Below are 13,147 nucleotides of genomic sequence, written 5' to 3'. Positions count from 1 at the left end.
TCCTGTAGAATATAGGCTCAGTCTCTTGGCAGCATAAAATAATTGCGTAGCAGTTAAAAACTACTACGCAAAAAAGTCTAACTTATTGGGGTCACATCATTCAAATACTAGACTTTTTTTTATTGTTTTTTTAGGGATTTTGTTATCTTTAAGCTCTCTTTGTGTTATACTATAGGGTAGATTAACGACACGAACAACAAATAGGAGATGAACATGAATACGCTTATCTTTTCTTCCTCAGAAGATTTATCTCAAGCTGCTCACATTCTGAGGGCTGGTGGTTTAGTGGCTGTTCCTACAGAAACTGTTTATGGTTTAGCTGCTAATGCATTTGACTCTCAAGCAGTTACTCATATTTTTAAAGCAAAAGGGCGTCCGAATGACAATCCTCTTATTATACATATTGCTAGTCTTCATATGTTGGAGGATTTAGTAACAGAGATTTCTCCTGTGGCAAAGCAACTCATAGATGCTTTTTGGCCTGGACCTCTTACCCTTATTTTTAAAGCAAGTCCTAAAGTACCGAAAGCTGTGACCTGTGGTTTAGATACAGTAGCTATTCGCTTTCCTTCTCACCCCGTTATAAAAGAACTTATTAAAGCTTCTGGTCTTCCCTTGGCTGCTCCTAGTGCCAATACCTCCGGCAAGCCTAGCCCAACTAATGCAAGGCGTGTTATAGAGGATTTAGAAGGGAAAATTGAAGCCATCATTGACGGTGGAGAGTGTGAAGTAGGCCTCGAGTCCACAGTAGTAGATACAACCTGTTTACCCCCTACTATTTTAAGACCAGGTGGTATTACCTTGGAGATGCTTAAAGAAATCCTTCCTGATGTGACTGTTGATCCTGCTATTTTAAACTCACTTAAAATCAATGAGCTTCCCAAGGCACCAGGCATGAAATACACTCACTACTCCCCTAATGCAGAGGTCATTATTATAGAGGGTGAACTTAACAAGGTGATTCCAAGGATGCAACACCTTTGTCTCGAAGCGCAAAAGGCTGGCAAACGTGTAGGCATCTTGGCCACTGATGAAACAAAAGCACTTTTTAAGGCCGATGTGATTTTAAGTGTAGGGACAATGAGCCAATTAAGCACCATTGCTGCTCATCTTTTTGAAACACTTAGGCATTTTGATGATGAAAAAGTAGATATCATCTATTCCCTTTCCTTTCCTAAATCGGGCATGGGAGGGGCTATTATGAATCGTCTTGAGAAATCAGCAGGACATCATATCATAAAGGTTTAAATAGACAAGTGGTTAGTAAGGCTTTATAATAAGCTAGGTATAATTTATAATTTGGAGGATACACAATGATAGCTATTGCTAGTGACCATGGTGGTTTTGCACTAAAACAAGAGATTATTGCCTATTTAAAGGCACAAAATTTAGCATTTAAGGACTTCGGTTGTTATAATGAAGACGCTGTAGATTACCCAGACTATGCCAAGGCTGTAGCCCACTCTATTCTTGATGGAGAGTGTGAAAAGGGTATTTTAATTTGCGGTACAGGAATTGGTATTTCCATTGCTGCCAATAAAATAAAAGGGATTCGTTGCGCCCTTTGTCATGATGTTTTCTCAGCCGAAGCTACTCGTCTTCATAATGATGCCAATATCATTGCTATGGGTGGTCGTGTTATCGGGCCTTCTCATGCAGTAAAGGTTGTAGATACCTTCTTAAACACAGCCTTTTCAAATGATGAAAGGCATAAGAGAAGAATTACTAAAATCGAAGATTAACCCCTACCTTTTACACGAATAACAAATAACTATACACTAGGAGGATATGAAGTATGAGTAAAGTATTTATTATGGATCACCCACTTATTCAACACAAGGTTTCGCGTCTAAGATGTACCGACACAGGTTCTAAAGAATTCCGTGAACTTGTAAGAGAGATTGCACAGCTTATGTGCTATGAAGCAACACGTGATCTTCCACTTGAAGACTTTGAATTAGAAACTCCTGTTGCTAAAACAATTGGGAAACGTATTGCTGGTAAAAATTTAAGTATTGTACCTATTTTACGTGCTGGTCTTGGTATGGTAGATGGTATGCTTGATTTAGTACCAACTGCTAAAGTAGGACACATTGGTTTATATAGAGATCCTGAAACTCTTAAACCTGTTGAATACTACTGCAAGCTTCCTCAAGATGTAGCAGAAAGAGAATTCTTCGTACTCGATCCAATGCTTGCTACAGGTGGTTCTGCTGTGGCTGCTATCCAGTTCATCAAAGATAGAGGTGCTAAAAGCATTAACTTCCTTTGCTTAATTGCTGCACCAGAAGGTCTTAAAACACTTCAAGAAGCACATCCTGATGTCAATATTTATGTAGCTGCACTTGATGAAAAATTAAATGACCATGCCTATATTATTCCAGGTCTTGGTGATGCTGGTGATCGTTTATTCGGTACGAAATAACATATCAATAAACTACTTCACTTAAACAGCCTAGAGTCCTCTCTTTAAATGAGAGAGGCTTCTAGGCAACTTAACTATTATTATGTAATTTTTGACAACACTACTTACTTATTTATAGTATATTAATAGACTATGAGTATAAAATATAAGTATTAAGTAGTATTTTACATATCTTAAGGAGATGAAAATATGGGCGGCTATATGGCTCTATACCTCATTGCTTTTGTATTGGCATTTCTAATTGCATTTTTCACTACTCCTTTGGCAAAAAAAGTAGCCTTTAAAGTAGGTGCCATTGCTAAACCTCGCAAACGTGATATGCACAAAAAACCGATTCCTCGTATGGGAGGTATTGCTATCTTTTTAGGTTTCATGATTACTTATTTAGTAGTGATAAAGTATATGCCTATTATTGATACCAAACAAAACATAGGAATCATCGTTGGGTCTTTCATTATCTTTTTTCTAGGTTTCTTTGATGATATTTATGAGCTTAATGCTAAGTTAAAATTTTTAATTCAGATAGCAGCTGCTAGTATTGTTGCACTTTGTGGTATTCGTATTAATTTTATATCTATTCCTTTTTTAGGAGATAGTTTCTTTTCTACCACTGTGTTCTCTATACCTGCAACAGTTATTTGGATTGTAGGCATCACCAATGCTGTTAACTTAATTGATGGACTAGACGGACTTGCTGCAGGCGTTTCTTCCATTGCAGCACTTAGTCTTATGGCCCTATCCATTTCTACTGGTTATGTACCTGCCGTAGTTCTTACAGCTACTTTAGCAGGAGCTTGTATTGGATTTTTACCTTATAATTTTAATCCTGCTTCTATATTTATGGGAGATACAGGCTCTACTTTTTTAGGCTTTACTTTAGCAGTAACTTCTATATTAGGATTATTAAAAGGTTATACGATGGCAACGATTTTTATTGCTGTACTTGTTTTAGGGCTTCCTATCTTTGATACAGCCTTTGCCATTATCAGAAGATTCCTTGCTGGAAAGCCTATTATGTCACCTGATAGGGGACACTTACATCATCGTTTAGTCGATAAGGGTTATTCTCAAAAGCAAGCCGTTGTTACTTTATATGGCATAAGTGGCATACTCGGTTTATCTGCTATTGCTTTTTTTAATCGCAGTATTAAATTTGTTTTTATTGTCTTTTTGATGATGGGATTTTTGCTGTATTTTAATATGAAAGCCATGTCAAGTCATGATAAAAACAATGAAAATTAATTTAGCCAAAAACTCCTGTTAAAAGGGGTTTTTTTTTATTAAAAACTCACCCTATTTTTAAAAAACACATAGTGCTATACTGAAAATAGTTAGTTAAAAATAAAGGAGCTTTTTAGGATGCCAGATATTATTACTCATTACCTTTTTGGTTTAAATACTACTCAAAATCTCAAACATTCCCCCCTTCATACCATCATTAAAGAACACCCAGATTTATTTTTTATAGGACTTCAAGGACCTGACTTTATGTACTATGCGTTGCAAAGACAAAAGTTGGTTTACTCCCATATTGGTTTAAAAATGCATACTGAAAAAACAGGCGAATTCATTATTTCTGCTTTATCACACCTTAAAAGGTATGAAGTTACTTCTAAAGAGTTTAATGAGCTCCTAAGCTATATGAGTGGTTTTTTATGCCACTACATACTGGACTCTATGGCACATCCTTATATCTTTTATTTAGGAGGCTACTATCTAGAAGATACTCCTGAAACCAAAAAGTATGAAGGTCTTCACAAAAAAATAGAATTAGCTATTGATACGATTCTTCTGGAACAACGTCTTTCTAAAAAAGCGCATCAATTTAATATAAATAAATATATTTTATCACGTGCTCATTTACCTAGTTCTCTTCTCACTCTATATGATGAGACATTGTTTTTACTCTATGGTATTAATAACGGTGGAGCTATCTTCAAAAAGTCCTACGAAGACACAAGGCTTTACTATAGGCTCACTTCCGATAGCCTAGGAGCTAAAAAAACGCTTCTTTCTTCAACCCGTTTTCTTCTTCCTAAAGCTGTCGCAAATCATGTCCATTATTTTTCTTACTATAATTGTGTCGATCCTCTCATTGATTATCTTAATAGTAGTAAAAGGGTTTGGCTTCATCCTGTAACCGGTAACGTTTATACCTTTAGCTTTCACGATATTCTAAGAAATGCTACTAAAAAAAGTATTACCTTACTTCAGGCAACCTATGACTTTGTAAATTCCACTTTATCTTACCAAGAATTCAAAGAGCTTCTTCCTAATCTTTCTTACCTAACCGGTCTACCTACAACAGACACGCGCCCCATGAAATACGTTAGCACAGAGTGGAATCATTTATAACCAGAAAAGGAGGTATAGAACGAATGTTAAACATTCGCTCTATACCTCCTTTTCTTCCTCGTGCGGGAGGATATGGAATCCTCCCCTACCTTTTCTACCCCTTGCGGGAGGATATGGAATCCTCCCCTACCTTTCTCCCCTTTGCGGGGGGATATGGAATCCTCCCCTACCTTTCTCCCCTTTGCGGGGGGATATGGAATCCTCCCCTACCTTTTATCCCTCTTGCGGGAGGATATGGAATCCTCCCCTACCTTTTGCCTCCGTAGGGGACGATTCTATATCGTCCGCAAGGAGCCAAACTCATTATAAACCTATTCGTTTTTGTAGTAGTTAATAAGGCAACCTGCTAAAATGATTTGCCTTTCATCATCTGTTAAATCAGCAAGCATTAAGTTAAAACATTTGATTTCCTCACCTATTACATAGGCTTCAATGGTTGCTACTTTATTTTGAACGGCTGCTTTAATATTAGGGATAAACAAGAAATCTCCCTCTTTGAAAACCAATTCCTCTTCAAGCACAAAAGGTATCATTCCCCAGTTAATGAGGTTAGAACGGTAACGCTTTGTTGCATACTCTCTTGCAATATTAGCCCATCCACCAAGTACTTTTTGACAAGATGCTGCTTGTTCTCTTGCTGAACCATCTCCTGGCTTTACAGCAAAAAGGGTACTACCGATACCTGTTGTCATAGGATCAATATTTTCAAAACCCTTAATCCCTTTAATAGCTTCAAAGGCTGCCTTTACACGCTCATCTACAGCTGTTGGATCTTCTCCATTTAAACGAGCTGTTTCTGCTTTTTGGATTTCTTTTGCCTTGGCTACATAATCTGGTACACGACGTGAAAGTGTAAACTCTGCCAGTTTAAGCGGATTTGAACGATAGCTTGATGTTTCACCTGATGGGATTAACTCATCTGTTGTGGTCACTGCATCATGGATTTCTGCTACTACTTGAAGCACAAGATGATCTGTGAGGTATGACATTTGAGGCCAGTCTGTGATATTAGGTCCAAATTTAAGTGCTTCCTCTGGCTGAGGTTTGCCCACCCCATCATAGCAACGTGTTTTATAAATTTCACTATTAAAGTAATATTTAGGTTTTGTAAATGTGACATCAATATCTGTCGCTGCTGTAAGCACGCCTCCATTTAAAGAGGTTGCTGCAATACTACGTGCATCCATGAGAGCAACAGCAGCAAGTTGCCCATCACTTGGTTTAGAGCCTTCACGGTTAGGGAAGTTACGTGTTGAATGGCGAATGCTCAGACCATTATTAGGAGGTACATCCCCTGCACCAAAGCATGGCCCACAGAAAGCTGTACGGATGGTTGCACCTGCTGCCATGAGACTTGTAATAGCACCATTCTCTACAAGACTCATAAAGGTTGGTTGGCTAGAAGGGTATACGCTTAGTGCATATTCATTAGCTCCAATTGTATGACCCTTTAAAATATCTGCTGCATCACAAATATTATCAAAGGTACCACCTGCACATCCTGCAATGACACCTTGTTGCACTAGAAGTTTACCATTTTTGATTTTATCTCTTAAAGTAAAGTTCACCTTAGTAAACTGCTCCTTAGCTTGTTTTTCTACTGACGCTAAAATATCCTCTAAATTCGCATTTAATTCTTCGATCGTATAAGTATTACTTGGATGGAATGGAAGGGCAATCATTGGTTTTATTTGTGATAAGTCTACCAAAATAGCTCCATCATAGTAAGCTACTTTACCTGGCTTCAATTCTTTATAAGCTTCCTTGCGTCCATGTGCTTCGAAATATGCTTCTACTTTTTCATCTGTTTCCCAAATAGAAGAGAGACAAGTCGTTTCTGTGGTCATAACATCAATACCATTACGGTACTCTACGCCCAGATTAGCAATGCCATCTCCCACAAATTCCATTACTTTATTTTTAACATAACCATTCTTAAATACTTTTCCAATAATGGCAAGAGCAACGTCTTGTGGACCTACACCTTTTTGTACCTTGCCAGTAAGGTAAACAGCTACTACACCAGGACGATTCACATCATAGGTCTTGCAAAGTAATTGCTTAGCAAGCTCACCGCCACCTTCTCCAATTGCCATCGTTCCAAGTGCCCCATAACGTGTATGGCTATCCGAACCCAAAATCATCTTACCACAGCCGCTCATCATCTCACGCATATATTGGTGTATAACAGCTTGGTGTGCTGGCACATAGATGCCACCATATTTTTTAGCAGCTGAAAGACCAAACATGTGGTCATCTTCATTGATTGTCCCACCTACTGCACATAAGCTATTGTGACAGTTCGTTAGTACATAAGGAATTGGAAATTCTTTAAGTCCACTCGCTCTAGCCGTTTGGATAATCCCTACATATGTAATATCATGAGAAGCCATCGCATCAAATTTAATCTTAAGCTTATCCATATTATCCGAAGTATTGTGTGCCTCTAAAATACCATAAGCTATAGTCTCACGTATTGCTTCTTCTTTTTTAACCTCTTTCCCACACTTTTGAGCAATAGCTTTACTAGCCTCTCTATGATCCTCTACCAGTTCTCTGCCGTTAACTAGATATACCCCACCATCATAACATTTAATCACAACTTTCCCTCCTAATCATTTATAACCTTTTATATTTTTACCACTATTCTACACAGTTATATATTATAACATATTATTCTTTCTACTCCTATACAGCATTTACATTTTCCCCTCCCACCCCATCCACCATCCCACCATCCCCCTCGTAGGGGAGGATTCCATATCCTCCCGTTCTTTATATTCTATATCCCGTCCATAGAGCGGGCAGATATGGAATCTGCCCCTACGGAGATTATATTCGATGGGATGTGCGTGAGAATATGAAAATGGGCAAATATGGGGGTTTGGACAGATATGGGATATAAAAATGGGCAGATATGGAATCTGAAAACGGGCAGATATGGAATCTGCCCCTACGGGATTTTGTAGATGTATTTGAGGAGGCCTTTGGGGATGTCGATGGTTGAATGGCTACGCCTTACATGTTCTAGGAAATCTAAAACCTTATCAGGAGATATCTCCACATCAAATAAAGATAAAAGCCGCAATTCTAAAAGCTCTATATAAATACTTTTTTCTCTTTCCCATTGCTCAAAAGTAATGATATTTCTATACATGGTATCAATAATGCTGTTAATAATCTTTAATACTTGCTCTACATTGTTTTCATACAGGAGTTGCACTGAGTTAATCTGAACAAAAATTTGGGCATACCTCAGCATAAGCGTCTTAATCATCTCACTGGTTTCTTCTTGTGTGAAATTACTACTTATCTTATTAACGGTTATTCGGTCTATTAAATTATCCGTATAATAATGAACAAACGTTTCAAAATCACCCACATTATCTGAAGGTTCTATTTGAAAAAGAACCGTAAAAAATACACTCCACTGAAATTCCTCATTCATATTATTCTTTATATGAGAACCAATAATCTTCGACAGTTCATTTTTAAATACAGGCTCACGTTCAAAAATAATCTGCTTTTTAAAGTCAATATTTTTCTGCTCAATTTGCTTAATACGCTCAAGTCCTAAAAGAAGGTTTCCACTGTATTTATCTATCCCCTCTTTATGAGTGTCCCTGAGTACATATTTTACAATGGCTTCACAGGACTTTCTAAAATCCACTAGTACACCTATACTCTCTTTCATATGGCCTGCAAACACATCATAAATAATTTTAGAGATAAGCTTCTCTAGCTGCTCCTCACGTTCCTCAAACTGGGTTGTATCTTGCTTTTCGAACTGATTAGAAATAAGAAGGAGCTGCTGATCAATGGTTGCCAAACTGTTTTTGATGGACTTCATAATATCCTTATAGAAACGATCTGCAATAACATAATTATAGTTTTTATAAATAATCTTATGCTCGATTTCACTCCAAAACACATTAACCAGTGATTTAATTTGAAGCTCAAAATTAATAATGGCATGTTCCTTTATGTATTTTCCATCAATACGGTACATCTTAATGCCATTCTTCTGTTCTTTAGGCTGCTTACTTCCCAAATTTAAAAGGATATCAGGATTTTCAAGGCTAAAATAATAGTCTTCTAATTCCTCCGATTTCTCACTAAATTGCTTTTTAATAAACTTATACAGCTCTGCTTCATCTTGGTTAAAACGACACTCAATACGTATCCCAATAAGGTCTGGTAAATTTTCTAAGACCGTCTCTATAGTTGTATATTTCTGATAGTAATCATTACGAATTATTTTTTCCTTTAAGCTTTTTTTAGACTTCACACGGGTATTCATATTCACAAAACCCTTTTCTGCCGTGAAAAGAAGCTTCTCAAAAAACAACTCAATCTCTGTACTAATTTCTTCAAGCTCTTCTCTCATATCTTCTAGTTCAGCAAGGACTTCATCAATATAATGAAATAACTTTAGTTCCAACTGGTCTCATCCTTTCTCATTTCACTAGTATTATTCCCCTTTTAGTATATCATTATTTTGATGAATAAAAAATAAAAGACCTAAAAAGGTCTTTTAAGGTATATTATTCTGTGATTTTATATCCTGCCAATTTAGCTAACTCCACAATGGTTTTTTTAGCTACTTTTTTGCCTTTGTAATCTACTAAATCATCCATACTACCATTGAAAATATCAGCTGGTTCGTACTTTTTAAGGATAATTCTGTCGTCATCTACAAAGATTTCAAGCGCATCTTTTTCATTAATATCCAAATTTCTTCTTAATTCGATAGGTAAAACTACTCGCCCTAATTCGTCTACCTTTCTTACAATACCTGTTGATTTCACTAACATCCTCTCCCTTTACACTATTCTCTCAAATTTTTCCAAGTGCTAATACCAAAATACCATAATTAGAAATAAAAGTCAATTCATTGGTGTCAGTTTTTTAAACTATTTTAAATTATTATGTTATTTTATAATATAATATTGAGTTATTCAAAGGTTTGTGCACATTTTTTCAAAAATGCTTTCTAATGCTGTAGTTTGTTGTCATATTCTCTCTTTTTACCCATTGTAAATTTTGGAAAATATAGTAAGTGTTTTTTATATAAAAGTATATGTTTGTACCAATTCTGCATATATTTATAAAAACAAGCTATAAGGAGGCATTATGTTAAACTATATATGGAGCTTTATGATTATTTTTTCTATTTTTATTGCTGCTTTTTCCGGAGGTATGCAAGAAGTCACTACCTCTGCTTTAAACGCTTCTCAAGCTGCAGTTAAGCTTTGCATTGAAATGTGTGGCATTGTTTCTCTCTGGATGGGAGTTATGCGTATTGCTGAAAAAGCTAAGTTAATTGATGCTTTAGCCAGTAAAATGACTCCTCTTCTTGATTTTTTATTTCCCGACGTTCCCCGCTATCACCCTGCTCGTAAGTACATTGCTACCAATCTTATTGCCAATTTTTTAGGTCTAGGCTGGGCAGCTACTCCTCCTGGACTTAAGGCCATGACTGAGCTTCAAAAGCTCAACAAGGAAAAGCACCGAGCCAGTCATGCGATGTGTATGTTTCTCATTGTAAATATCTCTTGTGTGCAGCTAGTCGCTATCAATATGATTTCCTATCGTGCAAGCTACGGCTCAGCTAACCCAACTGAAATCATTGCTCCTTGTATCCTTGCCACACTTATGGCTTCTTCAGTCGCTATTTTATTTGCTAAACTTATGTATAGGAAGGAGCATTAGAAATGAATTTTTTAGTCGTGCTTTCTAACTGGCTCATCCCCGTTATTATCCTTGGGATTGTGGTCTATGGCCTCTTAAAAAATGTCAATGTCTATGAAGCCTTTATAGAAGGAGCAGCTGAAGGCCTAAAGGTTGTCCTTAATATCTTGCCTACTTTAATTGGTCTTATGATGGCTGTTGCTATGCTGCGTACCTCAGGTGCTTTAAATGGACTTTCTCAGCTTATTAAGCCCCTCTTAGCTTGGAGTCATTTTCCTTCTGAAGTGATCCCTGTTGCCTTAATGCGCTCTTTCTCCTCCTCTGCTGCCACAGGTCTTGTACTAGACCTTTTCAAAACACATGGGCCTGACTCTTTTATTGGACGTCTCGTTTCCATTATGTTTGGTTGTACAGAAACTATTTTTTATACCATGTCTGTCTACTTCATGACTGTTAAAATTAAAGATAGTCGCTATACTTTAGCAGGTGCTCTCATTGCCTCTTTGATAGGGATTATTGCGTCTTATCAGCTCACCTTATGGATTTTTGGTCTTTAATCGATTTCTTTTTTTCTTAAAAATGGTATAATAAGGTTAAGAAACATTTAGGGAGATACACAAATGATTGGAAAATTAAAAAGTTTACTATTTGGTGCAACTGACGAATATGATAATGAAGTTTGGTATCATAAAAATGGAAAAGTCATGTATGAAGGAAGTGTAAAGGGCGCTAATTTTCATGGTGCTGGTAAATATTATAACGATGAAGGTAAACTCTGTTATGAGGGTACCTTTTCTATGGGTGTGCCTCACGGTAAAGGGATTGCTTACCTAGATGATCATATGGTTTATGAAGGACAATTCTATAAAGGTCAACGTACTGGCACAGGTATCTGTCGTTTTGAAGATGGCTCTTATTACGAAGGTCATTTTTCAAATGGTATCATGGAAGGTAAAGGCACTTTACACGCCGCCGATGGAACCCTTTATACTGGAAACTTTCTAAATGATCGTATGCAGGGCAGTGGCATTGCCCACTATCCTAATGGAGATATTTATGAAGGTGAATTTCGTGATGGTGTAGAAACAGGGCTTGGCAAGCTTACTATTAAAGATGGCATTTATGAAGGTGAGGTTGTAGGAGGTATCCCTCATGGCAAAGGTGCATTTACTTGGGCTAATGGCACCCACTACCGAGGTGACTTTGTAGAAGGTGTTTTGACAGGTAAAGGCATTATTACCTACCCTAATGGTCATAAATATATTGGTGACTTTGTAAATGGTAAAAAACACGGCTATGGTACTTATCAAGATGAAAAAGGTCATCAATTTGAAGGTCAATTTGAAGAGGATTATATAATTTAAAAGGTTTTGGAATAAAAATGGAATTTTTTATGGATAATTTTAGATTTATCATGTATAATACAACTATCATCCTTAATATTAGTTAGGCATGCTAGATGTTAGGGTAGGAGTAGGCTTAGCTACTCTATTTCAAAGTAAAATACATAAAAAAAGGTGTGAGCTTCAAATAGAGCTACACCTTTTTTATATTACCTAAAAATTTCTACTATCTGTACTTCTGTATGTGGTTTTAAGTCAAGCGTATATGTACTACTCAAAACACTTCCATTTTTATCTGTTAGCACTTTTACAACAGGTCTAAGAGGCTCATCTGGATGGGTTTTGATTACTTCTACAACTTGATTCGTATTAAGTAGTAATTCAGACCCTACAGGATAACAGATAATATGCTTGATAAGTGCCTCTACTAGTTCCCCATTAAATAGGTTACCCTTAAATTGTTCGATGATAGAGGCTGCCTCATGAGGAAGCACACCTCTTTTATAGCTTCTGTGAGATGTAATAGCGTCATAAGTATCAGCAAGTCCAATAATCTGAGCTAGTTTTTCAATAGCAGCTCCTTTTAAACCTATAGGATAACCTGAGCCATCTATCCTCTCATGATGCTGCAGTACTGCATCTGCAATCTGTTTATCTATAACTCCCATATTTAGTAGCATCATATACCCTTGTGTTGTATGGGTTTTAACTACTTCAAACTCTTCCTTTGTGAGGCGTTGTGGCTTTTCTAATAAATGCTGTGGAATTCTAAACTTACCTACATCATGTAAAATAGCTGCTGCTCCTAAATAAACTGTTTCACTTTGACTCATTTTTATAGCTTTACTAATCATAATGCTATACAAACAGACATTAAAAAAATGTGCATACTTATAGGAGGTCTTCACCTTAATACCTGCTAAAATAAGTTCCCTACAATCATGAAAATAAACCTTGTCTATTATTGTCTCTACTATAGGAAAAATTTGTCCTAAAGTAACTTGTTTCCCCTCTATTATATCTTCAATAATTTGACTAATACTAAGATAGGTACTAATATAAAAGCGTTCCATCTCATTTCCGATAATTGTACTAATATTCCCTTTATCTACTTTTACATACAGTGTTTTTAAGCGCAATGCTCTTAAAGCCTGTAAATAGTTAGCTTTAAGCACTGTACCCTCTTTTAAAAACATTTTTCCTTGTTTAAGTACATCTTGTGCTGTAATCATTCCTTCCTTTAGTTCATTAATAGGAATCTTTACCCCAACATTCATCCCTATCCCTCCCCTATTCTAGACAAAGCTTTTATTTTTAATTATACTCACTTTGC

At 36.6% G+C, this 13,147-nt stretch carries 12 protein-coding genes; 8 read left to right on the top strand and 4 right to left on the bottom strand.

Features of this window, described 5'->3' with window-relative positions:
- Window positions 1–213: 213 nt before the first annotated feature.
- The 5 genes from CS063_RS12120 (at window position 214) to CS063_RS12100 (ending at window position 4,780) form a co-directional block, all read left to right on the top strand.
- A complete protein-coding gene (locus CS063_RS12120; RefSeq protein WP_099449970.1) occupies window positions 214–1,248 on the top strand; it encodes an L-threonylcarbamoyladenylate synthase in 1,035 nt (344 codons plus the stop codon).
- 65 nt (window positions 1,249–1,313) lie between these two features.
- Complete coding sequence (gene rpiB / locus CS063_RS12115; protein ID WP_099449969.1) at window positions 1,314–1,742, top strand: ribose 5-phosphate isomerase B; 429 nt, start codon at window positions 1,314–1,316, stop codon at window positions 1,740–1,742.
- 53 nt (window positions 1,743–1,795) lie between these two features.
- On the top strand, window positions 1,796–2,425 hold the full coding sequence (upp, locus tag CS063_RS12110; protein WP_099449968.1) for a uracil phosphoribosyltransferase: 630 nt from the start codon (window positions 1,796–1,798) through the stop codon (window positions 2,423–2,425).
- 189 nt (window positions 2,426–2,614) lie between these two features.
- Complete coding sequence (locus CS063_RS12105) at window positions 2,615–3,667, top strand: glycosyltransferase family 4 protein (protein WP_308415498.1); 1,053 nt, start codon at window positions 2,615–2,617, stop codon at window positions 3,665–3,667.
- Between the two features lie 117 nt (window positions 3,668–3,784).
- On the top strand, window positions 3,785–4,780 hold the full coding sequence (locus tag CS063_RS12100; RefSeq protein WP_099449967.1) for a zinc dependent phospholipase C family protein: 996 nt from the start codon (window positions 3,785–3,787) through the stop codon (window positions 4,778–4,780).
- A gap of 311 nt (window positions 4,781–5,091) precedes the next feature.
- Here the strand turns inward: CS063_RS12100 and CS063_RS12090 are convergent, their stop codons facing one another.
- The 3 genes from CS063_RS12090 to CS063_RS12080 all read right to left on the bottom strand — a co-directional run bounded on the left by CS063_RS12090 (window position 5,092) and on the right by CS063_RS12080 (window position 9,588).
- Window positions 5,092–7,380: a hydratase gene (locus CS063_RS12090; protein WP_099449965.1), complete on the bottom strand. Its 2,289-nt coding sequence runs from the start codon at window positions 7,378–7,380 to the stop codon at window positions 5,092–5,094.
- Between the two features lie 353 nt (window positions 7,381–7,733).
- Entirely contained in the window at window positions 7,734–9,221 is a 1,488-nt protein-coding gene (locus CS063_RS12085) for a GTP pyrophosphokinase (RefSeq protein ID WP_099449964.1), read from the bottom strand.
- Window positions 9,222–9,324: 103 nt separating this feature from the next.
- Complete coding sequence (locus CS063_RS12080; protein ID WP_099449963.1) at window positions 9,325–9,588, bottom strand: AbrB/MazE/SpoVT family DNA-binding domain-containing protein; 264 nt, start codon at window positions 9,586–9,588, stop codon at window positions 9,325–9,327.
- Window positions 9,589–9,913: 325 nt separating this feature from the next.
- On the opposite strand from CS063_RS12080, the gene CS063_RS12075 reads away from it, so the two are divergent.
- The 3 genes from CS063_RS12075 (at window position 9,914) to CS063_RS12065 (ending at window position 11,835) form a co-directional block, all read left to right on the top strand.
- Window positions 9,914–10,492: a nucleoside recognition protein gene (locus CS063_RS12075; protein WP_099449962.1), complete on the top strand. Its 579-nt coding sequence runs from the start codon at window positions 9,914–9,916 to the stop codon at window positions 10,490–10,492.
- Between the two features lie 2 nt (window positions 10,493–10,494).
- Window positions 10,495–11,028 (top strand): spore maturation protein, encoded by a 534-nt coding sequence (locus CS063_RS12070; RefSeq protein ID WP_099449961.1) that lies wholly within the window; start codon window positions 10,495–10,497, stop codon window positions 11,026–11,028.
- A gap of 63 nt (window positions 11,029–11,091) precedes the next feature.
- On the top strand, window positions 11,092–11,835 hold the full coding sequence (locus CS063_RS12065) for an MORN repeat-containing protein (protein ID WP_099449960.1): 744 nt from the start codon (window positions 11,092–11,094) through the stop codon (window positions 11,833–11,835).
- 188 nt (window positions 11,836–12,023) lie between these two features.
- Here CS063_RS12065 and CS063_RS12060 read toward each other — a convergent pair whose 3' ends face one another.
- A complete protein-coding gene (locus CS063_RS12060) occupies window positions 12,024–13,091 on the bottom strand; it encodes an HD-GYP domain-containing protein (protein WP_099449959.1) in 1,068 nt (355 codons plus the stop codon).
- Window positions 13,092–13,147 lie beyond the last annotated feature (56 nt).

This window comes from Sporanaerobium hydrogeniformans, assembly GCF_002735925.1.
Lineage (GTDB): Bacteria > Bacillota > Clostridia > Lachnospirales > Cellulosilyticaceae > Sporanaerobium > Sporanaerobium hydrogeniformans.
This window is presented reverse-complemented; position numbering and strand designations above follow the sequence as displayed.

What these genes read in the sequence shown, in the direction of transcription:
- CS063_RS12120 (WP_099449970.1), top strand. Translation starts at nt 214, where the DNA reads ATGAATACGCTTATCTTTTCTTCCTCAGAAGATTTATCTCAAGCTGCT.
- rpiB (WP_099449969.1), top strand. Translation starts at nt 1,314, where the DNA reads ATGATAGCTATTGCTAGTGACCATGGTGGTTTTGCACTAAAACAAGAG.
- upp (WP_099449968.1), top strand. Translation starts at nt 1,796, where the DNA reads ATGAGTAAAGTATTTATTATGGATCACCCACTTATTCAACACAAGGTT.
- CS063_RS12105 (WP_308415498.1), top strand. Translation starts at nt 2,615, where the DNA reads ATGGGCGGCTATATGGCTCTATACCTCATTGCTTTTGTATTGGCATTT.
- CS063_RS12100 (WP_099449967.1), top strand. Translation starts at nt 3,785, where the DNA reads ATGCCAGATATTATTACTCATTACCTTTTTGGTTTAAATACTACTCAA.
- CS063_RS12075 (WP_099449962.1), top strand. Translation starts at nt 9,914, where the DNA reads ATGTTAAACTATATATGGAGCTTTATGATTATTTTTTCTATTTTTATT.
- CS063_RS12070 (WP_099449961.1), top strand. Translation starts at nt 10,495, where the DNA reads ATGAATTTTTTAGTCGTGCTTTCTAACTGGCTCATCCCCGTTATTATC.
- CS063_RS12065 (WP_099449960.1), top strand. Translation starts at nt 11,092, where the DNA reads ATGATTGGAAAATTAAAAAGTTTACTATTTGGTGCAACTGACGAATAT.
- CS063_RS12060 (WP_099449959.1), bottom strand. Translation starts at nt 13,091, where the DNA reads ATGAATGTTGGGGTAAAGATTCCTATTAATGAACTAAAGGAAGGAATG.